The organism is Phytohalomonas tamaricis, from assembly GCF_003012345.1.
In the GTDB taxonomy this organism is placed as follows: domain Bacteria; phylum Pseudomonadota; class Gammaproteobacteria; order Pseudomonadales; family Halomonadaceae; genus Phytohalomonas; species Phytohalomonas tamaricis.
Genome location: NZ_PVRV01000023.1, coordinates 192686 through 219015 on the forward strand (window position 1 = coordinate 192686; position 26330 = coordinate 219015).

At 49.1% G+C, this 26330-nt stretch carries 22 protein-coding genes; 4 read left to right on the top strand and 18 right to left on the bottom strand.

Going from position 1 to position 26330, the window contains the following annotated elements; all coding sequences use genetic code 11:
- The first annotated feature begins 39 nt into the window (after positions 1-39).
- Together gcvP and thpR are read left to right on the top strand one after the other, a co-directional pair.
- Positions 40-2934 carry an aminomethyl-transferring glycine dehydrogenase gene (gcvP, locus tag C3Z11_RS12320; RefSeq protein ID WP_106478254.1) on the top strand — a complete coding sequence of 965 codons (2895 nt, stop codon included), beginning with the start codon at positions 40-42 and terminating at the stop codon, positions 2932-2934.
- Positions 2935-3035: 101 nt separating this feature from the next.
- The gene (gene thpR / locus C3Z11_RS12325) at positions 3036-3584 is read left to right on the top strand and encodes an RNA 2',3'-cyclic phosphodiesterase (RefSeq protein WP_106478255.1); all 549 of its coding nucleotides are present in this window, start codon (positions 3036-3038) and stop codon (positions 3582-3584) included.
- On the opposite strand, the gene C3Z11_RS12330 is transcribed toward thpR, so the two are convergent.
- Positions 3551-4471, bottom strand: a complete 921-nt coding sequence (locus C3Z11_RS12330; RefSeq protein ID WP_106478256.1) for a LysR family transcriptional regulator — start codon at positions 4469-4471, stop codon at positions 3551-3553. The genes thpR and C3Z11_RS12330 overlap by 34 nt on opposite strands.
- A gap of 204 nt (positions 4472-4675) precedes the next feature.
- Between C3Z11_RS12330 and C3Z11_RS12335 the strand changes: the two genes are divergently transcribed.
- The gene (locus C3Z11_RS12335; protein WP_106478257.1) at positions 4676-4981 is read left to right on the top strand and encodes a YfcL family protein; all 306 of its coding nucleotides are present in this window, start codon (positions 4676-4678) and stop codon (positions 4979-4981) included.
- Positions 4981-6342: a nucleotide 5'-monophosphate nucleosidase PpnN gene (gene ppnN, locus C3Z11_RS12340; RefSeq protein WP_106478258.1), complete on the top strand. Its 1362-nt coding sequence runs from the start codon at positions 4981-4983 to the stop codon at positions 6340-6342. The genes C3Z11_RS12335 and ppnN overlap by 1 nt, the downstream gene beginning before the upstream one ends.
- Positions 6343-6432: 90 nt before the next feature.
- On the opposite strand, the gene C3Z11_RS12345 is transcribed toward ppnN, so the two are convergent.
- The 17 genes from C3Z11_RS12345 to C3Z11_RS12425 all read right to left on the bottom strand — a co-directional run bounded on the left by C3Z11_RS12345 (position 6433) and on the right by C3Z11_RS12425 (position 26253).
- Positions 6433-6864, bottom strand: a complete 432-nt coding sequence (locus tag C3Z11_RS12345) for a hypothetical protein (RefSeq protein WP_158701040.1) — start codon at positions 6862-6864, stop codon at positions 6433-6435.
- Positions 6861-7313, bottom strand: coding sequence for a flavodoxin domain-containing protein (locus C3Z11_RS12350; RefSeq protein WP_106478260.1), 453 nt, complete (start codon positions 7311-7313; stop codon positions 6861-6863). Before C3Z11_RS12350 ends, C3Z11_RS12345 begins: the two co-directional genes overlap by 4 nt.
- Before the next feature lie 120 nt (positions 7314-7433).
- A complete protein-coding gene (gene ihfA, locus C3Z11_RS12355) occupies positions 7434-7769 on the bottom strand; it encodes an integration host factor subunit alpha (protein ID WP_106478261.1) in 336 nt (111 codons plus the stop codon).
- 27 nt (positions 7770-7796) lie between these two features.
- Positions 7797-10181 (bottom strand): phenylalanine--tRNA ligase subunit beta, encoded by a 2385-nt coding sequence (gene pheT / locus C3Z11_RS12360; protein WP_106478262.1) that lies wholly within the window; start codon positions 10179-10181, stop codon positions 7797-7799.
- Between the two features lie 21 nt (positions 10182-10202).
- Positions 10203-11222: a phenylalanine--tRNA ligase subunit alpha gene (pheS, locus tag C3Z11_RS12365; protein WP_106478263.1), complete on the bottom strand. Its 1020-nt coding sequence runs from the start codon at positions 11220-11222 to the stop codon at positions 10203-10205.
- Positions 11223-11375: 153 nt separating this feature from the next.
- Complete coding sequence (gene rplT / locus C3Z11_RS12370; RefSeq protein ID WP_106478264.1) at positions 11376-11726, bottom strand: 50S ribosomal protein L20; 351 nt, start codon at positions 11724-11726, stop codon at positions 11376-11378.
- Positions 11727-11763: 37 nt separating this feature from the next.
- Positions 11764-11958 (bottom strand): 50S ribosomal protein L35, encoded by a 195-nt coding sequence (rpmI, locus tag C3Z11_RS12375; RefSeq protein ID WP_106478265.1) that lies wholly within the window; start codon positions 11956-11958, stop codon positions 11764-11766.
- A 90-nt stretch (positions 11959-12048) separates the two neighbouring features.
- Positions 12049-12588 carry a translation initiation factor IF-3 gene (gene infC / locus C3Z11_RS12380; RefSeq protein WP_262927405.1) on the bottom strand — a complete coding sequence of 180 codons (540 nt, stop codon included), beginning with the start codon at positions 12586-12588 and terminating at the stop codon, positions 12049-12051.
- Between the two features lie 33 nt (positions 12589-12621).
- Positions 12622-14520, bottom strand: a complete 1899-nt coding sequence (thrS, locus tag C3Z11_RS12385) for a threonine--tRNA ligase (protein WP_106478267.1) — start codon at positions 14518-14520, stop codon at positions 12622-12624.
- Positions 14521-14775: 255 nt separating this feature from the next.
- A complete protein-coding gene (locus tag C3Z11_RS12390) occupies positions 14776-15693 on the bottom strand; it encodes an OmpA family protein (protein WP_106478268.1) in 918 nt (305 codons plus the stop codon).
- A gap of 504 nt (positions 15694-16197) precedes the next feature.
- On the bottom strand, positions 16198-16665 hold the full coding sequence (locus C3Z11_RS12395) for a DUF2489 domain-containing protein (RefSeq protein ID WP_106478269.1): 468 nt from the start codon (positions 16663-16665) through the stop codon (positions 16198-16200).
- A gap of 136 nt (positions 16666-16801) precedes the next feature.
- Positions 16802-17941 carry a glycosyltransferase family 4 protein gene (locus tag C3Z11_RS12400; RefSeq protein ID WP_106478270.1) on the bottom strand — a complete coding sequence of 380 codons (1140 nt, stop codon included), beginning with the start codon at positions 17939-17941 and terminating at the stop codon, positions 16802-16804.
- On the bottom strand, positions 17942-19297 hold the full coding sequence (locus C3Z11_RS12405) for a UDP-glucose dehydrogenase family protein (RefSeq protein ID WP_106478271.1): 1356 nt from the start codon (positions 19295-19297) through the stop codon (positions 17942-17944). It lies immediately after the preceding gene.
- 8 nt (positions 19298-19305) lie between these two features.
- Complete coding sequence (locus C3Z11_RS12410) at positions 19306-20799, bottom strand: lipopolysaccharide biosynthesis protein (RefSeq protein ID WP_106478272.1); 1494 nt, start codon at positions 20797-20799, stop codon at positions 19306-19308.
- Between the two features lie 506 nt (positions 20800-21305).
- Positions 21306-22592, bottom strand: coding sequence for a sugar transferase (locus C3Z11_RS12415; protein ID WP_106478273.1), 1287 nt, complete (start codon positions 22590-22592; stop codon positions 21306-21308).
- Positions 22593-22709: 117 nt separating this feature from the next.
- Positions 22710-24905, bottom strand: a complete 2196-nt coding sequence (locus C3Z11_RS12420) for a polysaccharide biosynthesis tyrosine autokinase (RefSeq protein ID WP_106478532.1) — start codon at positions 24903-24905, stop codon at positions 22710-22712.
- A 229-nt stretch (positions 24906-25134) separates the two neighbouring features.
- On the bottom strand, positions 25135-26253 hold the full coding sequence (locus C3Z11_RS12425) for a polysaccharide export protein (protein ID WP_106478274.1): 1119 nt from the start codon (positions 26251-26253) through the stop codon (positions 25135-25137).
- Positions 26254-26330: the final 77 nt, after the last annotated feature.

The following is a 26330-nucleotide window of genomic DNA, read 5'->3' on the forward strand; positions in this document are numbered from 1 at the left end:
TTTGGGTCTGACCGCCCTCCAGATTCAACAGGAACAAGCATGTCATTCGAAACGCGATCACTGGCTGAACTTACCGGTCACGATGCTTTCATTCGTCGTCACAACGGCCCCGATACCGACGACGTCACCGTGATGCTTGCAACACTCGGCGAAAGCACCATCGACTCATTGATCAACAAGACCCTGCCGGCCTCCATCCGCCTGCAGGGCGAGCTTTCTCTCGAAGGGCCGCGTGGTGAACACGAGACGCTGGCTTACCTGAAGCGTCTGGCAGGCCAGAACCGAGTCTTCAAGAGCTATATCGGCATGGGGTATTACAATACCCTTATGCCGCCAGTGATCGTTCGTAACGTCCTGGAAAATCCCGGCTGGTACACGGCCTATACGCCCTATCAGCCAGAAATCGCACAGGGGCGTCTCGAAGGCTTGCTCAATTTCCAGCAGGTCGTGATGGATCTGACCGGCATGGCGCTGGCCAACGCCTCGCTACTTGATGAAGCTACCGCCGCTGCTGAAGCGATGGCGCTGTGCAAGCGTGCCAATCGCAAAGCCAAGAGCATGGCGTTCTTCGTCGCTGATGACGTATTCCCGCAGACCCTCGACGTGCTGCGTACCCGCGCCGATTATCTTGGTTTCGAACTGATCGTCGACGCGCCAGAGCGTCTGGAGGCATACGATGTGTTCGGCGCTCTGCTCCAACACCCCGGCAGGCAAGGCGAGGTGCGTGACTACACCGCACTGATCGACACCGCGCACGGACGCAATATCATGGTCGCGATCGCCGCCGACATCATGAGCCTGGTCGTTTTGAAATCACCCGGCGAGATGGGCGCCGACATTGTGCTTGGCAGCGCTCAGCGCTTCGGCGTCCCTATGGGCTTCGGTGGCCCTCATGCTGCCTATTTCGCCGTCACTGACGAGCTCAAGCGGATGATGCCTGGGCGCGTGATTGGCGTGTCCAAAGATAGTCGCGGCAACCCTGCGCTTCGCATGGCAATGCAGACCCGCGAGCAGCACATCCGCCGTGAGAAGGCGACTTCCAACATCTGTACCGCCCAGGCACTGCTTGCCAATCTGGCCGGCTTCTATGCGGTCTACCATGGCGCTGAAGGCTTAAGGAGCATCGCTACACGCATTCATCGTCTGACGACTATTCTCGCCGAGGGCTTAGGCCGCCAGGGTGCTACACGGGTCAACACGCATTTCTTCGACACCTTGACCCTGGCCGGGCTCGATCTCGACACAGTACGCGGCCGCGCGCTGACCGAGCAGATCAACCTGCGCTACGGTAACGACGGAACGATCAGTATCAGCCTTGACGAGACGACCACCGCTGCTGATGTAGCGACACTGTTTGACGTGCTGCTCGGCGTGGAACATGGCCAGACCGTGGCCGAACTTGATCGCCTGGTTGTTGCCGAAGCGCGGCAAGGCATCCCCGCCACACTCGAACGCAAGAGTGAGTTTCTCATCCATCCCACCTTCAGGCGCTACCGCAGCGAGACTGAGATGCTGCGCTATCTGAAGCGTCTCGAGAACAAGGACCTGTCGCTGACCCACGCGATGATCCCGCTCGGCTCGTGCACGATGAAGCTCAACGCCACCAGTGAGATGATTCCAGTTACTTGGCCCGAATTCGCCAATATTCACCCGTTCGCGCCTGATGAACAGGTAGCGGGCTATCGCCAGATGATCGAGGAACTCTCACATTTCCTGATCGAGATCACCGGCTACGACGCTATTTCGATGCAGCCCAACTCCGGTGCCCAGGGGGAATATGCCGGACTGGTTGCGATCCGGCGTTACCAGCACGCTGCTGACGAAGGCCATCGCGACATCTGTCTGATCCCGAGCTCAGCCCACGGCACCAACCCCGCCTCCGCCGCGATGGCCCAGATGCGTGTAGTGGTGGTCGAATGTGACACCAAAGGCAATATCGACATCACGGATCTACGTGACAAGGCTGAGCAGCATCGCGAACAGCTGTCGGCCATTATGTTGACCTACCCTTCCACCCACGGCGTGTTCGAGGAGAACATCCGTGAGGCGTGTGAGATCGTCCATGCTAACGGTGGTCAGGTGTATATCGATGGCGCCAATATGAATGCTCAGGTCGGTCTGTGTCGTCCGGGCGACTACGGCGGTGACGTTTCGCACCTCAATCTGCACAAGACCTTCTGCATCCCTCATGGCGGCGGCGGCCCCGGCATGGGTCCAATCGGCGTCAAGGCGCACCTTGCGCCCTATCTGCCCAACCACTGCGTCACGCCGCAGGCGGGCCTCGAAGCGACGAGTTCAGCGGTTTCCTCTGCTGCCTTCGGTAGCGCTTCGATCCTGCCGATCTCATGGGCTTACATCAAGATGATGGGCGCACGTGGTTTGCGCGAAGCGACGCAACTGGCGATTCTCAACGCCAATTACATTGCCAAGCGCCTCGAAGGCCACTACAGCGTGCTCTATAAGGGTGCCAACGGCACGGTCGCACACGAGTGCATCCTTGATATCCGTCCGATCAAGGCAACGTCCGGGATTAGTGAAGAGGATATCGCCAAGCGCCTGATGGACTACGGTTTTCATGCCCCGACCATGTCGTTTCCCGTCGCAGGCACACTGATGGTCGAACCGACCGAGTCCGAATCACGTTACGAACTTGATCGCTTCTGCGACGCGATGATCGCAATTCGCGAAGAGATCCGCCACATAGAGCATGGCGAATGGACGCCGGACAATAATCCGCTGGTGCTTGCACCGCATACCCAGGCCGATATCTGCAGCGAGGAGTGGACGCGTCCTTATACGCGCGAGCAGGCGGCGTTCCCGAGCGATGCGGTGAAAGCATCCAAACTGTGGCCGGCCGTCAATCGCGTCGATAATGTCTATGGTGACCGCAACCTGATCTGCAGCTGCCCGAGCATCGACGCCTATCGCGATTGAACACAGGACAGGTTACTGCCATAGCGGTCACGACAGATGGGGCGCCTCGGCGCCCCATCACTATTCTCGAATCATCCGCAGCACAGAAAGGAAATGGTTATATGGCCAAACCCGTCCATCGCCTGTTCATTGGCCTGGCTCCCGATCAGGAAACTTGTCAGGCGCTAGTGCGCCTGCGTGCACGCGTGGCGCCCCACATCGACGAGATCCGCTGGACGCCGCCTGAGAACTGGCACATCACGCTGCACTTTTTGGGCGCCTGCAACGCCGAACAGGCTGCGGGTCTGACAGCGCAACTCCCTAACCAGGCAGAGGGCTTTACTCCACTCTCATTGGCCGGCAGCCAACTACAGGGCTTCCCCCATCCTCAGCGACCAGGCCGCATCTGGGCACTAACACTCGAAAGCAGCCCGACACTAAGGGACTGGCATGCCCGCCTAGGACATTGGCTCGAAGCCATGGGGCATGCAGTGGAAAGACGCTCTCTGAAGGCACACATTACGCTGGCACGTAGCGGCAGAGCACGTCACTGGCCAATGCGTGAGACACCGCTCATGTGTCGTTTCGACAAGCTAGCGCTTTTTGAGAGCGTCTCGACACCACAAGGGCCTCGCTATCAATCATTGTCAGCGGTGGGCACTTCAGCATAACCATAGAGCACATTACGACGTTCCAGCCTGAACTCACCCAACAATTGCTCATATCGTTTAGGTAGTTCGGTGCCCACTTTGGTTACCACATGCAGCGTTTCATAGACAGGTGTATGCACCGGAAGCTCACGCACCTGACGCTGCCAAGGCGAGGTTTCAAGCACGGCGCGAGATACCACAGTGAACCCCAAACCACGAGCGACAGCATCGAGCACCTGACCTACTTCATTGGTGAATCCCTTCTGGGGAAAATGGCTCATGGAGCGAAATTCCCCTGCATAGTTTTCACGCAGTAGAAGGCTGGCATTATTGACACCGTCGGCGTAATTCATAAAGCCCAGCGCCATTAACTCATTAAGCGTTGTACCACGAAAGTCAGCAGGGACGATCAAGCATAGCGGTTCATGATGCCAGAGCTCATAGTGCAAATCAGAATGCCTGATCGTGTCAGTGACAATGCCTAAATCGTAACGTCCTGCCAGCACGTCCTGCACGATTTCACTATTGAAAGCAAAACTGTAGCTGACCGTCAGTCCGGTATGAACTTGCTGATAGCCCAGTGTGAACGGATAGAACATGAGCCCGACACTAGCAGGACTAGCAATACGACACTCACCGCTATCAGGGGAATCATCGTCAAGTGAATGACGAAAGTATTCATGCTCAGCAAATAGACGAATGGCATAATCATAAGCACGACGCCCAGCCTCAGTCAGGGTAAACCGTCGACCATGGCGTCGCAGTAATGTCTTGCCAAGGTACTGCTCGAGCTTGCGGATATGTTGGCTCACACCAGGTTGAGTCATATCCAATTTGCGCGCCGTATGCGTGAAGCTTCCTGTCTCCACTAGTGTGATGAACGTACGAAAATATTGGGCATTAAACATGGGCCGATCAGCTACTCGCTCGACTAAATAAAGAGAGACACTATGTGTAACGCTTCCCTGCATTGATGAAGCGTATCGAGTAATGACTTACTCAAATGATCTCATTTAAAGGATAGTACCAGAGTCGTCGTCGACGCGCAGCGCTGAGGTTTTATGGCGTGCGTGTTAGCATCATGGCACAGCTTTCAACATGGATTGTGAACGATGACAGACCCCTTTACCGCACGCGCCGATGCCGTGCAGAACATACTGCTGGAAATGGAGCGCAAAGCCGCTCCGGACGATCTCTTCGCCCTAGGTTATATGATTCCACAGATCGGTCTTGTACTCGAAATGGCGGAATACGAGCCTCAGGATGTCAGCTCGGATGATTTTGACCACACTTACTGGCAGTGGCTAGAAATCGCCTTTGGCCAGGACAGCATGAACGATAACGACCGTCAGCGCATCGAGGAACTCTGGCATAGCGCCACCCTACGCGCTGACACAGCAGGCAGGACACAAGCGTAATGACCGATAAGATTTCAACTGTCATATCACCCGAAGGCAGCCTCGAAGTACTGTCGCAACTGGAAGTCAATCGGCTGCGTGATACTTCCTCTAGCGGCGCTCATGATGTGCTGCGCCGCTGTGCGCTGGCCATCCTGAATTCCGGTGCGCTGACCGACGATACGCGCAGCGTGATGGAAACCTATCGCGACTTCGATATCGAAGTACTTCAGCAGGACAGAGGCGTACGCCTGAAGCTCGATAATGCGCCGGCACATGCTTTCGTCGATGGCCGCATGATTCGCGGTATTCGCGAGCAGCTTTCATCAGTATTACGTGACATCGTCTATGTCGCTAATGAAATTCAGCAGCCCAACAAGTTCGACCTCGACAGCAGCGAAGGCATCACTAACGCCGTCTTCCATATTCTGCGCAATGCCGGTACTCTAAAACCATCGAACGAACCCAGCATGGTGGTGTGCTGGGGTGGGCATTCGATCTCGCGTGAGGAGTACGATTACAGCAAGTCAGTCGGCTATCATCTCGGCCTACGCGATCTCGATATCTGTACTGGCTGCGGTCCTGGCGCGATGAAGGGTCCGATGAAAGGCGCCAATGTAGCGCATGCCAAGCAGCGCCGAGGCAAAAGCCGTTACGTGGGCATCTCGGAGCCAGGCATTATCGCTGCCGAATCGCCCAACCCAATTGTTAACGAACTGATTATCATGCCTGACATCGAAAAGCGCCTTGAGGCGTTCGTACGTGTCGGCCATGGCATCATTGTTTTCCCGGGCGGCGTAGGCACTGCAGAAGAGATTCTGTACCTGCTTGGCATCCTGCTGCATCCCAATAATGCTGACATGCCCTTCCCGGTCATTTTCACCGGACCGCAGTCGAGCGCTGATTACTTCCGCCGTATCGATGAGTTCATTGCATTTACGCTAGGCGATGATGCACGCAAGCGTTATCAGATCATTATCGATAACCCGGTTGAAGTGGCTCGCGCCATGCGCCGCGGTATCGAAGAAGTCACTCAGTTCCGCCGCGAGAATCAGGACGCTTTCTATTACAACTGGCGTTTAACCATCCAGCCCGGCTTTCAGCAACCATTCATGCCTACTCATGAAGCCATGGCAGGACTTGCCCTGCATCGTGACCAAGTCGTGCATGAACTCGCCGCCAACTTGCGCCGCGCCTTCTCCGGCATCGTTGCGGGTAATGTCAAAGATCATGGTGTTCAAGCCATCGAGAAGTATGGTCCCTTCAAGCTTAATGCTGAGCCTGAGCTCATGACACGCCTCGATGACTTGCTTAAATCCTTCGTGGCGCAAAGCCGCATGAAGCTGCCTGGCAGCGAATACATCCCCTGTTACACTCTATAGTTATTATGCTCGGTGTGAGTATCTGATAGGCACGAAAAAGGCGGGTAGTCAGCCCGCCTTTCCTGCTACAGCACTTTTTATAGCTATCGATCAATGACTACGCTTTTCTTGTCTATCACTTAGCCACCAACACAGCACTACATGCATGATTACCCCTAACGTCATTCCCGACGGGAGTACTTGTACCCATAGCGGCAAACGACCAGCTGAGTCGGATGTCTCCATTAAAAATCGCCATCCTCCCACTAGCACGCAGCCCACAACCCACATACACAAGAGCAACAGGCAAAAGCGCACAACATAAGACCAAGCGTCAGAGGGAAGCTTCCTGACGGTCATTACGGTAATTACCGTAATACTAACGAAAGCAACGCCCATCAATATCAGACGTTCATGATCGCCAAGCAGTAGATAACCCGGCAGCGCTGCCAGCATGGCGCCCAATAACCCAATCAATGTAGAAATGCGCTCGGGAGAAGCCTTGAGCACGCCGATATTTCCCGCTTCACGCATCATAGTCACCGCTTAAGCTCAGGAATCCATGTTTCCGCCCAGGGCAACGCTGCTTCATCAGCCATGTAATCTTCCATAGCATCAATTTCAAAACGCTCTCCAACACGCGTTGCGCCATACTCCTGCAACAACGCATCAAATTTCCGCCCAGCGCCACAGAAAGTATCATAAGAGCTATCGCCCATGGCGATCAGGCCGTAACGCAGACCATTAAGATCAGCCCCCTTTTCGTGCAAGGCATTGGCAAATTCCATGAAATTACCCGGATAATCGCCGCTTCCTGTCGTTGAAATACAAAAGAGCGCTACATCGGGGCGTTCAACAGTCAAATCATCAAGCGTGGGCTGCTCAAAAATTTCAACGTCAAATCCCGCCTGCTCAAAGAGAGGACTTATTTGTTCTGCTACATCAAGCGCACCGCCATAGACCGTTGCAACAAATATTTTCAGATTGGGCATCGTTATCACGCCATCATGTGGATTTGCCAAAATGCTACCATAACCGCCAAGCAGCAATCGAAAGCGCAAATGAAAACGCCCATCATAGGATGGGCGTTTTGTCAGGTAGGAAATGATCCATTAACCAGAGCGTTCGTTTTCAAGGCGCATGCTTTCGAAGTATTCGGCAGCATAATCCTCAACACAGCTTTTGAGTTTTTGTCCCGGCCGAAAAGTAACCACACGTCGCGCTGAAATAGGGATTTCTTCTCCAGTCTTGGGATTTCTCCCGGGACGTTCGCTCTTATCGCGCAAATCAAAATTACCGAACCCCGACAATTTAACCTGCTCGTTTTCGCGCAGACATCCTCTGATTTCGTCGAAGAAAATTTCCACCATATTCTTGGCATCGCGCTTGGAAAAGCCCAGCTCGGTATGCAAATGCTCTGCAAGTTCCGCCTTGGTCAACGCGCTCATAGTCATTTCCTCGTTAAGGCGTCAGCCTCACCCTCTTAATGTGGCGTTATACCGTGTCTTTACGCCATCCACAATATTATCAATCAGTTGGTTGATTTCCTCGTCATTCAGCGTGCGTGAAGGATGCTGCCAGGTCAAGCCCAAAGCAAAGCTCTTGTGCCCTTCCTCAACGCCTTTCCCTTGATAAACATCAAATAGACGAAGATCGGTTAGCCATTCCCCTGCCTGAGCTCGGATCGTATCCATCAATGTCTGAACAGATAAATCCTGCCTGACGGCCAAAGCTAAATCACGCCGTACTTCCGGGTAACGCGACAGTGAACTAAAGGCAGGCAAGCGCCCCTGACGCGCTGTTTCGAGATCGATCTCAAATACGAACACATCGGGTTTTATGCCCAACTTGGCACGCACTGCGGGATGTAGCGCACCGATACAACCCACTGGTGTAGAACCATAGAGGATTTGTGCTGACTGACCAGGATGCAGCGCAGGATGTTCAGCAGGCTCAAATCGCCATGCATCTAATTCCCCACCCAGGGCAAGCAGGCCTTCCACATCCCCTTTGAGATCGAAGAAATCCACTTTTTCCCGACGCCCCGACCATCCTTCTGCGTCTCGCTCACCGCAGAGTAGACCGCCAATCTTTGCACGCTGAGAAAGCTCAGGAAGCTCACCCTGAAACACCTGCCCCGTTTCAAATATCCTGACCCGATTTTGCTGCCGATTCAGGTTATGCATCAGCGTCTTGACCAAGCCCGGCCATAAACTGCTTCGCATTACCGACATGTCACTGGAGATCGGGTTAGCCAGCGTTGGAGAAACAGCTTGCGGCGTTAAGGCCATCTGCAACTCGGGCGACACAAAACTATAAGTGATCGCCTCTTGATAACCACGGGCAACCAACTGGCGACGCAGATGTGCCAGCGGATGCTGACTCTCTTGAATGGCACGGGGCGCTAGACGGGCACTTGGATACCTTACCGGTAAACGGTTATATCCGTAGACACGTGCCAACTCTTCAATCAGATCTGCCTCAAGTGAAATATCGAAACGCCAGCTCGGTACAATGATATCCCAGACATCGTTGCCTTGCGCCGCGATTTCCATACCCAAGCGAGTCAGGATATCAGTGATTTCCTCGCCCTTTAGCGCAACGCCCAACACCCGCGCAACCTGACCTGCACGCAGTGTCACATGACGCTGGCTCGGCAGATGGTCGGGACTAGCCACCTCAACTAGAGGGCCCGGCGCTCCCCCTGCAATCGGGAGCAACAATTGAGTGGCCCGCTCAATTGCCTTGCGCTGAAGTTCGGAATCAACCCCTCGCTCGAAACGATGAGAGGAATCGGTATGCAATCCATAGGAGCGCGCTTTACCCGCTATAGCCAAAGGAGCGAAAAATGCAGACTCAAACAGAATATGGCGGGTACTGGCATTAACACCAGAGTGCTCTCCCCCCATCACCCCTGCGATAGCCAACGGACCACGATCATCGGCAATCACTAGCGTATCGTCACGCAGCGCGATGCTCTGATCATTAAGCAGCGTTAACTGCTCCCCTTCTCGCGCCATACGAACCTCGATACTGCCCTGCAGCGTCTCCAGATCGAAGGCATGCATTGGCTGACCGAGTTCAAGCATCACATAATTGGTAATATCGACAACCACGTCGATCGAGCGGATACCGCTGCGACGCAGTCTTTCGCTCATCCACATGGGTGTTGCTGCTGTAACATCAACGTCTCTGACTACACGCGCCACATACCGCGGACATGCTTCAGGCGCGTTGATGCTGACAGGGAAAGTATCTGTATTTAGCTCTGCAACATCATCTATGTGAAGAGCCTCAACAGGCAAGCGGTTCAATACACCTAGCTCACGTGCCAGGCCCTGCACGCTCAGACAGTCGCCACGATTAGGGGTAAGATCAACATCTATTGTATGGTCATCAAGTGATAACCAGTGACGAAAATCTTCTCCTACAGGGGCATCATCTGCCAGGACTAGAATGCCTTCTGAACGCTCTTCCTCAAGCCCCAACTCAGAAGACGAACACACCATACCCCGCGACTCTACACCGCGCAGTTTGGCTTTCTTAATCTTGAAATCACCGGGCAGTACGGCGCCTACACGTGCAAATGCAATTTTTTGCCCTTCAGCCACATTAGGTGCGCCACAAACCACCTGAACACTTTCACCCGAGCCGTCATCTACCTGACAGACATTCAACTTGTCAGCATCTGGATGCCGGGAAACGCTCTTGACATGAGCAACCACGACGCCGCTGAACGTTTCAGCTACAGCCTCGACAGCATCCACCTCGAGGCCCGCCATGGTAATCTGATCGGCAATACCTTGAGCGTCCATATCGAGCGACACCCATTGACGCAGCCATTGTTCGGAAACTTTCATCTCGCCTCGCTGGATGTCGAATTACTGAAACTGACGCAAGAAGCGCAGATCGTTATCAAAGAACAGGCGCAGGTCATTGACACCATAACGTAGCATTGCCAGCCGCTCGCCTCCCATGCCGAATGCAAATCCGGAATAACGCTCTGGATCGATGCCTACATAGCGAAACACTTCCGGATGCACCATGCCGCAGCCCATCACCTCCAACCAACCTGTATGTGAGCAGACACGGCAGCCCTCACCGCTACACATCACACACTGGATATCAACTTCAGCTGAAGGCTCTGTAAACGGAAAATAAGAAGGCCTGAAACGTACATCCAGTTCGTCACGTTCAAAAAACGCTTTGAGAAATTCTTCAATCGTGCCTTTCAAGTCAGCAAAACTGACATTCTCATCAACAAAGAGGCCTTCAACCTGATGGAACATAGGGCTATGTGTCAGGTCGGAATCACAGCGGTATACACGTCCCGGGCAAACGATGCGTATAGGAGGATTACCCTTTTCCATGGTACGTATTTGTACAGGAGACGTATGGGTACGCAACAAATGTCGCGCGTCAAAATAAAACGTATCGTGCATCGCGCGTGCTGGATGGTGCGCTGGAATATTCAATGCCTCGAAATTGTGGTAATCATCTTCAACTTCTGGCCCTTCAGCGACGTCATAACCAATATGGGTAAAGAAGTTCTCGATGCGCGACAGGGTATTTGTAACTGGATGCAAACCGCCCGGCATTTCTCCTCGGCCAGGAAGCGTGACGTCAATACGTTCAGCAGCCAAGCGTGCGTTCAAAGCTTCGTCTTCAAGCTTTGAACGGCGCGTCTCGAGCTCAGCGGTTAATTGTTGCTTGGCCTGATTTATAGCTTCGCCCGCAGCGGGGCGTTCCTCTGCAGGCAGTTTGCCGAGCCCCTTGAGCAGGGCGGTAATCTCGCCCTTTTTGCCTAGATAGCGCACTCGAACATCATCGAGAGACTGCATATCGTTGGCAGCCTCGATAACGGCACGGGCCTCGGAGACCAATGAGGAAAGATGTTCCATCCGTTGAGCTCCAATGGCTGTCAGGAAAAGAAGGTCATGTATCTTCACCTGACAAGAAATAAATAAACCTAATTATAAAAATAGGGGAAGAGCTGCCGCCCTTCCCCTACGTCTTTCGAACGTTAACATCGTATTAACGAGATAACGAACTGATTAAGCGGCCTTGGCTTTTTCAACAATAGCGCCAAAAGCAGCTTTTTCATGAACAGCCAGATCAGCTAATACTTTACGGTCGATCTCGATACCTGCTTTCTTCAAGCCAGCCACGAATTTGCTGTACGACAAGCCATGCAGGCGAGCAGCAGCATTAATACGTGTAATCCACAGCGCACGGAACTGACGCTTACGCTGACGACGGTCGCGATACGCATACTGACCAGCTTTGATAACGGCCTGTTTAGCAACACGGAAAGTGCGCGAACGGGCACCATAATAGCCCTTGGCGAGCTTGAGTACTTTGTTGTGACGACGGCGTGCGACGACACCACGTTTAACGCGAGGCATAGCGCTCTCCTGACAATATTAAAAAATGAACCAGCGTTTAAAGATTGGGCAGCATGCGGGCAATCAGCTGACGATCAGCTTCATGCACCTGCTTCATACCGCGCAACTGACGCTTACGCTTGGTCGATTTCTTAGTCAGGATATGGCTACGAAAAGACTGCTTATGCTTGAAACCATTCGCAGTTTTCTTGAAGCGCTTGGCTGCGCCACGGTTACTTTTGATTTTCGGCATGAGAAAGACTCCGCTCGATATTTTTAAGAAAACCCAAGGCCAACGCTAGTCCAGACAGCTGCAACTAGCGTTCGTTTACTTGCCTTTGGATCACTTCTTCTTAGGGGCAAGCATCATGACCATCTGACGACCTTCAAGTCTCGGGCGTGATTCAACTACTACCAAATCACCTAGATCGTTCTCGATCCGGTCCATTAGCTTACGGCCAATGTCTTGGTGAGCCATCTCACGACCACGAAAGCGCAGAGTAACCTTGCCTTTATCCCCTTCTTCCAGAAAACGAGTCAGATTACGAAGCTTAATCTGATAATCGCCTTCATCAGTACCAGGTCGGAACTTAACTTCCTTGATCTGGATCTGTTTCTGCTTCTTCTTTTGGGCAGACTTCTGTTTCTTCTGCTCAAAGCTAAATTTGCCATAATCCATGATCTTACAAACGATCGGATCGGCATTGGAGATCTGCACAAGATCAAGACCAGCCTCTTCGGCTTTCGCGAGCGCTTCCTCCATGGGCACTACGCCCAACTGTTCACCCTCGCTGTCGATAAGCCGGACTTCATCTGCACGAATACGGTCATTGATGGGTGCGCGTTTGTCTTGCGGGCGCCCGCGTTGATTATTCCGCTTGATCGTTACATCTCCATATTAGTTTATGAACTGTCGCTAACCACGCTCGGCATTCAGACGTTCTATCAACGCCTGTACCGACAAGGTGCCGATATCTTCACCTGTTCGTGTTCTGACTGCGACACTATCAGTTTCAACTTCCTTATCGCCAACTACTAGCAGGTAAGGAATTTTTTGCAATGTATGTTCACGAATTTTAAAACCAATCTTCTCATTCCTCAAGTCCGCATTGACACGAACCCCGGATTTCTGCAGGCGCTGCTCAAGCGCTTGCACATAATCGCGCTGAGCATCGGTAATATTGAGCAGCACAGCCTGCACAGGCGATAGCCAAAATGGCAAGGCACCCGCGTAATGCTCGATGAGAATGCCAATAAACCTCTCCATTGAGCCTACAATAGCACGATGGAGCATGACCGGTGCGCGACGTGTACCGTCTTCGGCCACATACTGCGCCCCTAGCCGCGTTGGCATCATGAAGTCCACCTGCATCGTACCGACCTGCCATTCACGACCTAGGCAATCTCGCATGTGATATTCAATCTTAGGTCCATAGAAGGCGCCTTCTCCTGGCAGCTCCTTCCAATCTACATGGCAATGGCCAAGTGCGTTACGTAGCGCAGCTTCAGCCAGATCCCAAGTCTCATCACTACCCAAACGCTTTTCAGGGCGTAGCGCAATCTTGACGGCAATATCCTCAAAGCCAAAATCGCTATAAACATCGAGTGCCTTGCGATGAAATGCCTTAACCTCCGACTCGATCTGCTCTTCGGTGCAGAACACATGCCCATCGTCCTGAGTGAAGGCACGGACACGCATTATACCATGCAATGAGCCTGACGGCTCATTACGATGACAACCGCCAAATTCCCCGTAGCGCACGGGCAATTCACGGTAGCTGCGCAAACCGGAATTGAAGACCTGAACATGTCCAGGACAGTTCATCGGCTTGAGTGCGTATTCACGCTTTTCCGATTCCGTGAAGAACATGTTCTCGGCGTAATTATCCCAGTGTCCGGACTTCTTCCAGAGGGACACGTCCATGATCTGCGGGCAGCGAATTTCCTGATAGCCGCTGTCCTTATAGACCTTGCGCATGTACTGCTCAACAATCTGCCAGAGCGTCCAGCCACGCGGGTGCCAGAACACCATGCCCGGCGCCTCTTCCTGCATATGGAAGAAATCCAACTTGCGCGCCAGCTTGCGATGGTCGCGCTTTTCAGCCTCCTCCAAACGCTGCAGGTACGCTTTTAGCTGTTTCTTGTCAGGCCAAGCCGTACCATAGATCCGCGTCAGCATGGGGTTTTCAGCATTACCTCGCCAATAAGCCCCTGCAAGCTTCAGCAATTTAAAAGCTTTCAAATGACGCGTATTGGGCACATGCGGCCCACGACACATATCGACATATTCTTTATGATGATAGAGACGTATGGTCTCGCCTTCAGGAATGCGAGAAACGATGTCCTGCTTGTAAGGTTCACTACGCTCTTCGAACGTATCCATCGCCTTGTCGCGATCGACATACTCACGAACGACATCATAATTTTCATCGATCAGTTTACCCATACGCGCCTCAATCTTCTCAAGATCTTCAGGCGTTACAGGTCGGCCAAAGTCGATATCGTAATAAAACCCGTCGTCAATTACCGGCCCAATTGCCATTTTGGCGTCAGGATATAGTTGCTTAACGGCGTGACCGACTAAGTGAGCGCAGGAGTGACGTACAATTTCAAGCCCATCTTCGTCCTTGATGGTAACTATAGCGACATTCGCATCATGATCAATGACGTCGCTGGCATCCACAAGCTCACCATCAATCCTACCGGCCAAGGCCGCTTTAGCAAGGCCTGGCCCGATAGACTCGGCTACCTGCATGATAGTAACGGGAGAATCAAACTGACGTTGACTGCCATCAGGCAGGGTAATGACGGGCATGGTATTTCCTTTCATTCAGTGGTGACCACCTACCAAGGGTCACTTGATGAATATAATGACGAAGAAACCAGATATAAACATGAATAACTGTTCCTACTTGAACAGCTGCCTTCATGAGGCTCGCTTGCATAGGGTCAAGTAAACTATCAGCGGTTATGACAGTCGTCCAGTCTTGCCTAGAACAAGAATAAAAAAAGAATATTAGTAATAAAAAAGAGGCCTCTTGAAGAGGCCTCTTCTACAGCGAACCTACGTTTATTGAACGTTGGTACGACGGTCCATAACCTGACCAGCGTCGCCAAGCGGTACAACTTCAGTACGACGGTTCTGAGCACGGCCTTCAGCAGTATCGTTAGATGCTACCGGACGGCTTTCGCCGAAGCCTTTAGTTTCGATGCGACTTGCATCGACACCATGAGAGGCCAAGTAGTTCTTCACGGCATCTGCACGACGCTGAGACAACTGCTGGTTGTACTGCTCGCTACCTACAGAGTCAGTATGGCCTTCCAGGCGAACCCTAACATTCTCGTTGGCAGCCAACTTATCAGCTACGCCATTAAGAATCTGTTCTGCATTTCCAGTTAACTCAGCAGAATCAAACTTGAAGTTAACGTCACGCAGAACGAGGTTTGCTGGGCAACCGAGCGCGTTGACCTTAGTACCGGCCGGGGTATTCGGGCACTGGTCCTTGAAGTCCGGCACGCCATCTGCATCGGAATCAAGCGGGCAACCCTTGGAGTCAACCTCGACACCAGCCGGAGTTCCCGGACACTGGTCAAGATAGTCAGCTACGCCGTCACCATCCGTATCAAGCGGGCAACCACTGGCATCAACCGCTACACCTGCAGGCGTACCCGGGCACTGATCGCGATCATCCGGAACTCCATCATTATCGGAATCAGAAGCAGCAGATTCCCCACCAGAGCACAACAGCGCGCCAGCAGTAGCACCAGCGACACCGCCGATTGCACCACCGGTTTCTTCATCATCATCACCGCTGACACCGTAACCGATGCCGCCACCGATCAGACCACCAGCAAGCCCGCAAACGAATGGGGACGAATACCAAGGTTGATCGGATGAAGATGAAGATTGGGTACCTGAGCTGGCACAACCAGACAGACCCAGTACTAAAGCAGATCCCAGCAATAAGCCAGACGCAGATTTATTCATGCAAGACTCCTTCTTTATACAGCGCCAAGGTAACGATAGTTACTAAGCGGCTCCGAGTATAGGCGCGTAATAGACCAAGCGAAAGATTTCCTTCAGTTCTTCTGGAACTAAAGCACATCTATACTGTCCTGACCAATCAAACACCATATCTCATCAAGGCATTTCCGTGCCATTGACGATGTACTTTCTTTTTCCATACCCAACGGGCAAATATACAATACTCGAACACTGTTTCCGACTCAAATAGTTAACGCAACCTTGTGCGCTAAAACCAAATGATAGAATGCAGCCTCTCTAAAGACATTCGCCGTTTTATCGAAAGCATCGAAAAAATCATAGCTGCCTTATGATCATACCACACCATTTTATATGCAACTAATTGTGAAACTAGCACACAGATTTATGGTTTGCTTCATTATGAAAAGGATCGATTACTTAAATAATTACACTAATTCCATCACTCAATCGAGTTATCTTATTTTGTTACACTGAAATCCAAAATAGCTAACGCTCAGGCGTACGATTAGTTCTTATTAGTTGCATCACATTCCGAGCCCCATCCCGTATCTTTTCGCGATTGAGAGCCATTAACTGCATCCGTTCACGGTCTTCCTGCATACGTTCTCTTGGTGTTAGTTCATTTCTTGCCTGATGAGTATGAAGATGAGCGGCTTGGTTAGAAACATGTTGAAAAATTTGCAGCTCATCACGTCTTAACAAAGTAGGGTCCATAATATCGAGCATCACACGGCACCGCAGACAACCCTCAACCAAATCCACTTGATCAGCCAGCATGGCTCTCGCAATAACATCAAGATTCTCTGCACAATTATCGTGTGCCCGACGAACCTCATTGCGTCGGAATGCTTCTCTACGCTTAATTTCAGCTATTAAATAACGTACATAAAGACCAAGAATAACCACAATTATAAAACCGCTAACCAACAGTGCCCAAGCCCAAGGCATTGTCATACATATCTCCTTAGGTAAATCTCACATCGCTGAAACAAACACGTAAAATATATAATGGGAAATATTGATAAAAACTTTTGACGACTCATTCTGATACTATTTAGTGAAGCTATCAGAACAAATTCATTCCAGACTTTTAAAGGTTAGCTAATTGCCTGAAAGATTTTTTTAACTTTTCATACTGTTTGAGGTGTGAGTAGCTTGTTGCCACGTCAGCAAGGCGCGCGCCTAGGATATCGCGATTTTCAGAACGTAATAGTGCCTCAATACGTGAAGCCCACTCTTCAGGAGATTCATCTGCCACTATTAGCTCGGCAAACTCATCGCGAATCAACTCCGATGCCCCCACCCAGGCTGACAAGACGACAGGTGTTGCACAGGCCATAGCCTCTAATGCAACGCGCCCAAACTCCTCAATATGAGCTGGTAATGCAAAAATATCCAACGCACCATACAGCCGTTCGACATCAGCAACTGTCGATCGCCAAATGAAACTCTTCTCTAATCCCAACTCTTTAGCGCGCTGCTGATAAGGCGCAGCATCGTCCTTCCCAACCACTAGGAACCGACAGCTTCCGGGTAGCTTTTGTTCGATCAAGGCGGCTGTCTCGATAAATGCAGCCACATTGCGTTTCTTGAAATTGCCGGAGGTAACCAAACCTACCAAGTGTTGGCCTTCACCAACACCAAGCGAACCACGCATGGTGGCCCGATCAATTCTCGCTCTGCTCGGATTAAATTGCTCAGGATCGTAACCTGGATAGCTGACTTCTATTCGTTCTTGAGGAATACCATAGCGCGCCTTGAAATCATCAGCCATCATTTGTGAATTAACCGCTACTCGCTTGAAATGCCCTCTTTTCAATACATAGTCATGAATAGCGGCGACTTCATGATGTTTAGGCAACGCTTGACCATGGATACGCTGACTCGCCAAATGCACACAGTTATGCATATACACCACATCATTACTCTCAACATCACCATGACTGACGAGAAGATCCGGCTGATGACGGCGACACCAGGCATGAACACGACGATTGAACCAGAAACGACGAAATGCGCCTTTAAAAGGCCAGCGCGGTAAGCGTACCAGTTGAGCACCATAGCGCTCAGCCAAGGCCGGCCGGCCACGCTCAGCCAGAATAACCACACGATAGCCAAGCGCCTGGAGAGCTGCTGCCTGTTCAAAGGCATTACGACTCGCCCCGGTACTTTTCTCGACCTGACGGATGGCAACGGCAGCCAGGGGCTGCCGTTGTGTTGATGCGCTCACTTATCCGTGACTCTTCTCAACTTTCATCAGCGACTCGCCCCGCCCGATCGCGTAATACAGCATGCCGGCGTCTTTCGCCGCCGCCGGATCGTACAGGTTACGTCCATCCACTACTACCGGGGTGGCGAGCTGCGCCTTGAGCCAGGTGAAATCCAGCGTGCGGAACTCCTTCCACTCCGTCGCGATCACCAGGGCATCGGCACCCTTCACGGCCTGAACGCGATCGGCCACAAGAATCAGATCATCGCGTTCACCATAGATACGGCGGCATTCCTTCATCGCTTCCGGGTCGTAGGCCTGCACCTTGGCCCCGGCCGCCCAGAGCGCTTCCATCAGCGTCCGGCTCGGCGCCTCACGCATGTCATCGGTGTTGGGCTTGAAGGCCAGGCCCCACAGGGCGATGGTCTTGCCGTTAAGATCGCCATCGAAGGCGCGGTTGAGCTTATCGAACAGGGTCGTCTTCTGGCGCAGGTTAACGCTTTCGACCGCATTGAGCAGTTCAGCTTCATAGCCAATCTGGGAGGCGGTCCGGGCCAGCGCCTGAACGTCCTTGGGGAAACAGGAGCCCCCGTATCCGCAGCCGGGATAGATAAACTGATAGCCAATCCGCGGATCGGAGCCAATACCGCGGCGTACGGCTTCAATATCCGCGCCCAACCGCTCGGCCAGATTGGAAATTTCATTCATGAAGCTGATCTTGGTGGCCAGCATGGCATTGGCGGCGTACTTGGTCAGCTCTGCGGCCCGCACGTCCATGAACATCAATTTGTCATGGTTGCGATTATAAGGACCGTAGCATTCACGCATCAGTTCCTTGACCCGCTCCGCCTCGGTGCCGACGACAATACGCGCGCCGCGCGTAAAATCTTCCAGCGCCGCGCCTTCCTTGAGGAATTCAGGATTGGAGCAGACATCAAAAGGCACATCGACACCGCGATCCTTGAGCGTGGCGGCCACGGCCTGACTGACACGGTCGGCGGTGCCTACCGGCACGGTAGACTTGTCGATGATCACGCGGTAATCGGACATGTACTGGCCAATGGTGCGGGCCACCGCCAGGACATACTGAAGGTCGGCGCTGCCATCCTCATCGGGCGGCGTCCCCACCGCAATGAACTGCAGTGTCCCGAACTCGACCGCTGTCTGTGCATCGGTCGTGAAACGTAGCCGACCGGCCTCAACGTTGCGCTTCACCATGCCTTCAAGGCCGGGCTCGAAGATAGGGATCTCGCCAGCTTCCAGGCGAGCGATCTTGTCGGCGTCCACGTCCATGCAGATGACATCGTGGCCGACGTCGGCCAGACAGGTACCGGTAACCAGGCCTACATACCCTGTGCCGAATACGGTGATGTTCATTTCTTTCCTTAAAGCTTAGCTTTCAATTTAGAAAAAATCTTATTTGAGAAGGTAGTAACAAGTTCATTCTTAATAAGAATGCCTAGTAATAAAGTAGCTAAGAGTTGTACCCCCACACCTAAAAACAGAGTCGATATATGTTTTACATAACCGTCAGAAAATTGTGAAAAAACCATATCTATAAACAAGTTTTTAAACAAAAACATAACCAACAAAACTATAATAAAAAGAACTATAATACCAATAAATCCTTTAAACACCACCATCGGATGAAAGGCACTGCTTTTTTTATTAAACAGCCAGAAACATTGAATAAAGCTTAAAATACTACTTGATGAAAGAAGAAAAGCGATCCAATTCAAGTCATGCAAATAAACACCCACACTAATAGCACTCACATTAACTATTGAAGCAAAAAGCCCGCAATAAAATAATGATCTAGCCATTCCCATTGCCTGCCAAACTGCACCCGTCGTCGATAGTATTATTTGAAAAATAATAAACCCTGACAACAGCCTCAAAATCTCTGCAGACAATTCCCATCCAGGCCCATAAATAATATAAATTATATCTTCGGAAAAAAATATTATCGTCAAGAAAATAAAGATTCCAGCGAACAAGAGGTATTTCAAGACCGTATTGTAACTTACAACAATATCTTCAAGCTTATTATTACTATACACCGGCTGTAATGCTCCGGAGGCAACACCAGATAAATTTTGCACCGGCAAAAGCATTAAACGATATGCCATATCGTAGAAACCTACCGCAGTTTCTCCCATGAATTTTGATATGAGAAATTTATCTGAGTTTCTAGAAAAATAATACATACAATTAAATAAGAATTGGTAAGAAGAGAAACCAAACACCTTCTTTACGCCATGAAACGACACAGATCCAAGCAAAAATTTCCTGCCAAAAAAAGCAAACACTATAAAAAATCTAACGCCGCTAAATAATATAGCTTTCCAAACTAGTGAATAAACACCATATCCAATATAAGCAAGGATACAAGCTAGCACACCTGATATAACAGCTACTGAAAATGTAACAATAGCAATTAGCCTGAACTTTTTATCTCGTCTTAAAAGAGTCTCAGGTACGATAGATGCACAAGAAAAAAATACCATTATCCCTAACAATGGCATTATGTTTATATATATCTCATTGTTAAAGAAATCTGCTACTTGGTTAGCCGAAAATGCTAAAATAGCGTATAAAACAGCGCCAATAATCACACATATTAAAAATATACCTCGTATTTCTTGTAAGCTCAGCTCTTTATGATAAATAATAGCCGGGCCAAAACCCATTTCACCTATAAGATTAAAAAAGAAAATAACAACCATTACAGTTGCTATTACACCAAAAGCGGCCGGAGAAATAAAGCGGGCCAAAAACATCATCACCAAAAACTGAACAATTAAATTAGAGTAGCGCTCAATAAATCCGAAAAAAAAACCAGACTTTAAATCTTTATTAAAATCACTTTGACTACTCATAGTACATTTAATTCTCTTTTCTGTAGGGATCTCTAGGATATGTTTTATTTAATTTCCCACTCATGTTTGGGAAATTTTACCTGAACGCCAATATTACTGGCTACATAGCCCTGAGTAACAGTAACTAGCTCAACTTCACATAGAATAATTATTAAGCCAATATGCCACACAAACTCAAGCACGATGCTCTTAGCAATTTATCACCGACGTTAACCTTTAGCGCCCATCATATAATTTAATTGTAATTAGCAATAGATAAGCATGAATTTTATTTATTAATAACTCAATGGGAATGTTAAACACAAAAGGGAGACCCCCACTAAATTAATAATATGTTCTAACATCCACCTTCATGTGAAAATCCACGTATGATGTACCCATCATCTACTCATGAAAAACTCTATTTCCTGAGTCATCTTTTAGCGGGGCCGAAAGTAAAATTAAAAAACAAGGTACAGTATTAACTACTGTACCTTGCCTTAAATAGCTCTCTCAGAATAAGTATTCTATCGCGCGCCAAAACCTGTCAGCATGGTTTTTATCGTACGTATAACGATCAGAATATCTAACCAGAAAGAAAAGTTCTTTATGTAGTAAAAATCATACTCTAACTTTGTTGTCATACCCTCCACTTCGGCAGCATAACCCTGCTCTACTTGTGCCCAGCCAGATATGCCAGGGCGGACAACGTGCCGATAATGGAAAAAGGGCACATCTCTTTCATACCACTCCGCCAAATTAATTGATTCTGGCCTAGGCCCAATCAGACTCATATCGCCTTTTAGCACATTAAAAAGCTGTGGTAATTCGTCAATCCGATACTTGCGTATTACTTTACCAATACGCGTGATACGTGGATCTTCACCTTCAGAAGTAAAGCCAAGCCCTTCATGATGCAAATACATACTACGGAATTTATATACTTTGAAGGGGCGGCAATGGAACCCCATCCGTTGCTGGGTAAAGATGGCAGGGCCCGGATCATCACGCTTAATGAGCAATGCGGTTACAGCCATAATAGGTAAAACAAATGGCATGACCAATATAACAGCAATAAAATCAAAAAATCTTTTAACTATTTCATAATCTTCTCTTGGAATTAAACTTCCATATCTATTTTCATAAAGATGATCAAGATGCACCCTACCGGTGATAGATTCATAAACTTGTCGCGCGTTATAAACGGGAATACGATGTATAGTGCACTCAGCAAGAAATTTTTGCCATTCATCGCTCAGTTCACCACGTAAATCGGCAACCACACCATCTACACGCATATCTTGAAGAGACGGCTCTGACAACCAGCGCCAATCAGCTCCGGGAATTTTGCAAAATTGATGTACCTTTCCATACGGTACAACAGCAAGCTTCTGTACCTTGTATTTGCTGCCAACTAAGTAACCTAAACAGCAGTAAAATCCAGCCACTACATAAGAAATGAAAAGAAATGTTCGTGAATATTCTAAGCCGAGGAATAGAACAACCCCAACCATAACCACATAAGCTATAGTTATAGTTGGTACGATATAAGCAAATGCTCTCGCACCAGGAAAACTAGAAAGATGACGAACGGCACTAATTGAAATAGCATACGCGATCATCGCACCTAGTAAGGAAACAGTATGCTCCTGATTTAAATCATGCCAAAAGCCCCAGCCCCAATATATAAGAGCTGGCAACATCAGAACAATTATTAGTCCGAGAAACGCTTGAAACCACCGGTTGAAAAAGAGTTTTTCATACCAAAGGGAATGACGACGATTTTTTTCCATAGTATTAATCAATATACCCATAATTCATCCCTCATTGAGGTACCAAATTCCCTATCCCTGGAAGCCTATTTATGAAAAATATAATAATTATTTAAATCTTCTCGAATAAAATGGCGGCAATGACTGCCGCCATAAAGTTTATCTATATGAATACTGGTAATTATCATAACCACCGCCATAGCGCATGCTAGCTGTACGCTCAACCGCGTTCAGTATGCATCCCCTGACTTCAATACCATTTTGCTCAAGGCGGCGCCATGCCTGCTCAATCTCTTTAGGAGGATTCTGACCAAACCGCGCAATCAGCATGGTTGTGCCTACCTGCTTGCCGACAATAGAAGCATCGGTAACAGCTAAAACAGGTGGCGTATCAATAATAACCAAATCGTAATGCTGATCGGCCCATTCCAGTAAACGTGTAAAACGCTCACTCATGAGCAATTCTGCTGGATTAGGTGGAGCCATACCACGTGAAATATAATCTAGGCCTTCGATCCCACCACTTCTTACCACTTGCTCAACAGTCATTTTTTGAGAAAGTAAATCACTTAAGCCTCCATCTGAAGGCCCTTGAAATGCATGATGTAGATGGCCTTTACGCATATCTCCGTCAATCACTAGAACTTTCTGTTGTGCTTGAGCACATACAGCAGCCAAGTTAGCAGTAACAAAGCTTTTACCGATTCCAGGACTAGGGCCGGTAATCATGATACGTGCGTTTGGAGCTTCCAGCATTGCAAAATGCAAACTTGTTCTTAGCCCACGAACGGCCTCAACAGACATGTCTGCAGGATCTCGGGCGGCCAAAATACCAATATCAACGGAAGTCCCACCGCGTTTCTGGCGAGTTCTGACTCTTTTAACTAAACGAGACTGCTCAGTTGAAAGTGGAATACTTGCATAAACTGGCATGCCCATATCTTCAAGTTGATCTGGGCTTTCAATACCCTTATTCATCATCCCACGAATCAAGACGGTAACAATGCTAACCACTAAACCAATAATGAACGCCAAAAGCACTATTAATGTCTTTCTCGGTTTTATTGGTGACGGTTGAACGATAGCTTTGTCAATAATCCGGACATTCCCGATGGCGCCAGCCTTTGCAATATTCATTTCTTGCATTTTATTCAAAAGCTGAACATATATGCCTTGAGTGACATTCACGTCTCTCTGTAAGCGCAAAACCTCCTGCTGAGTTTCAGGTAAGTTATCTACTCTTTTTTGCAGCTGCTTTTTATCATTTCTTAATTGTTGTTCCTTTTCTAGTAATGCCTGGTAAGCAGGATGATTTTTAGTAAAGCGACGAGAGAGATCTGCTTCATCGAACTTTAACTGATTTAACTGCGAATCTATGTCAACCAGGCGACTTAAGACTGACTGCGTTTCTTGAGTTAAATCGACAGAATCCTGATTAACCCTATAATTGTTTAATTTATTTTCAGCTTCAGCAAGTTTTTGACGTACTTCGGGAGCCTGTTGTCTTAAAAACTCTAAACTCTTTTCAGCTTCAGCAGATTGCCTTTCAATATTCTGTGTCAGGTAAACCTGAGTGATTTCCCTAAGGCTATCTTCTGCCTTTTGCGGATTTGTACTGGTCAAAGTTAGATTTAAGATGCCCGTACCAGAGCGTCCTTCCTCTGTAACTGTAAACCGACTACGTAGGCTATTGATAACAGAAAGGTCAGAATGTTTAACAACAGTAAACTCAGCTCCTTTACTGGCATTTAAATCCATTACACGCACTTCTACATTGCCGTCTCTTGACTGGGCCAGCTCTCCGACACGTCCGGTCAGTATAGTTTTATCATTTCTTAACAATTCATAAGAATCTGAACCGGTCGATTTTAATGTAAAAGCATTACCGATCCACTCACCAGGAATAACAAAACGAGTAAGATTAACGCTCTCTCCCGCCCATACAGAAGACCACCCTTGTGCGAAATCAGGCCGCTTAATATTGTGACGAATAATGAAGTCGCCAATAATAGGCAGTTTATTGGGCGTTACCGTTAATGGAAGATTAGCCTGATTAGCCGCTTGCCCAAGAACATATCTTGACTGCAAGATTTGGATTTCTGAAGTTGATTGGGGCTGGCCACCGCCAAATAATCCGCCAATGTCTTGTACCGGATTACCTGAATTACGACGAGCTTCAATTTCAATCAATGAATCTGCTTGATAGACAGGCGTAGTAAGCATTGCATTGAGTAAACCTAACAGGGTGAAAAATCCTGTTATAGCAACGATTAGCCACTTGTGATCCATTAACAAACCGAACAAGCGTCCCAGATCGATCTCATCGTTCGATTCCGCAGCCTGTTTCTTTTCCATCGATGAGGCCATAGGTTTTGTCGCTCTTTTAAACACTAATTTCTGCTACCAAAAGCTGGTGGCACATGATTTCACATGAACAGCAGAATTAATAACGGTTGACCAAATCTGCTTCTTTATGCCACATCCAATGTAGCTATTTGATCAATATCAATACTGCATCATATATAACACCTTATGCCTAGTTGCTTTAGTAACTAGGCATAAGGCTAAAAGCGAAGCTTTCTATCTATAGATCATTATAATCGTTACTTGTTCCAATAGCCTGCCGAGTAAGATTCGTAGACGGTAATAATTGGCTTATCACACGGTTCCAACGACTAATAGGCTCAGCAGTTACATAAATAATATCTTGAGGCTCCAACTCAAATTCTGTACCCAAAACAAATGCTACAGCATTCGCTGCATTTAATTGATAAACTGTGGCGAGTTTATCTTTATTCAAGGATTTTCTTATAACAAAGATCCCTGAAGCATCTGCAGTATCTTCATTGATACCACCTGCTTGGGAAAGAGCATCCGTTAAACTATAAGCATACCCGCCCATAGGGATACCGCCGGGCTGCCTTACCATCCCCATCACATATACTTTCTGCTTTCCAATATCCGGAACATGCAGAACATCGCCATTTTGCATTAACTGATTAATGCCCAATTGACCATTCTGCAACAAGTCGTAAATTGAAATAATGTGCTCTTTGCCATTGCGGGTAAGTACAACATGATGCCAATCAGCGTTTTGCGTCATACCCCCTGCTTGTGTAACAGCATCAATTAACGTCATAGGAACGTTAGTAATAGGCTGCAAGCCTGGATTTTGGACTTGCCCAGTAACATATACTTTTTGTGATTGGAAACTTGCGACGTTAACCTCAACTTGTGGTTCTGCCACAAAGTCGCCAAGAGCGCGAGTAAGAATAGCGCGAACTTCTCTAACCGTTTTCCCTAGAACCTGAACACGTCCAATATAGGGGTAGAAAATGGTGCCATCATTGTGAACAACGTTCCCACTTTCAACTGTGCTTCGCTCACTTCCAGCAGGAATAGTCAGTTCAGGGTGGTCATACACAATAATGCTGAGAATATCACCTTTGCCTATATGATATTCATAAGAGGCGAGGTTTTGCGCCAATGCTATAGAGGTTTGTTTAAGCTCAGAATTCTGCACTGCAGTCGTGCGGGTATGTGATTGTGACTGAACCAACCCAAAGGTGATTGGCTCCACATCCACGAGATCATCGATCGGCGGCGCAGAAGTGTCATAATCAATATCACCGCCCGGAGCAAGAACACACCCTCCGAGAGCCAATGCGCTTCCCATTAGCGCGCAACTAAGCAATCGTTTCATCAATCCGTCCGTCTCCTAATCGTGAATGGTAAGCCATTCAGACACGCTACCGCCCCAGGATTCAAGTTCGGCGTTCC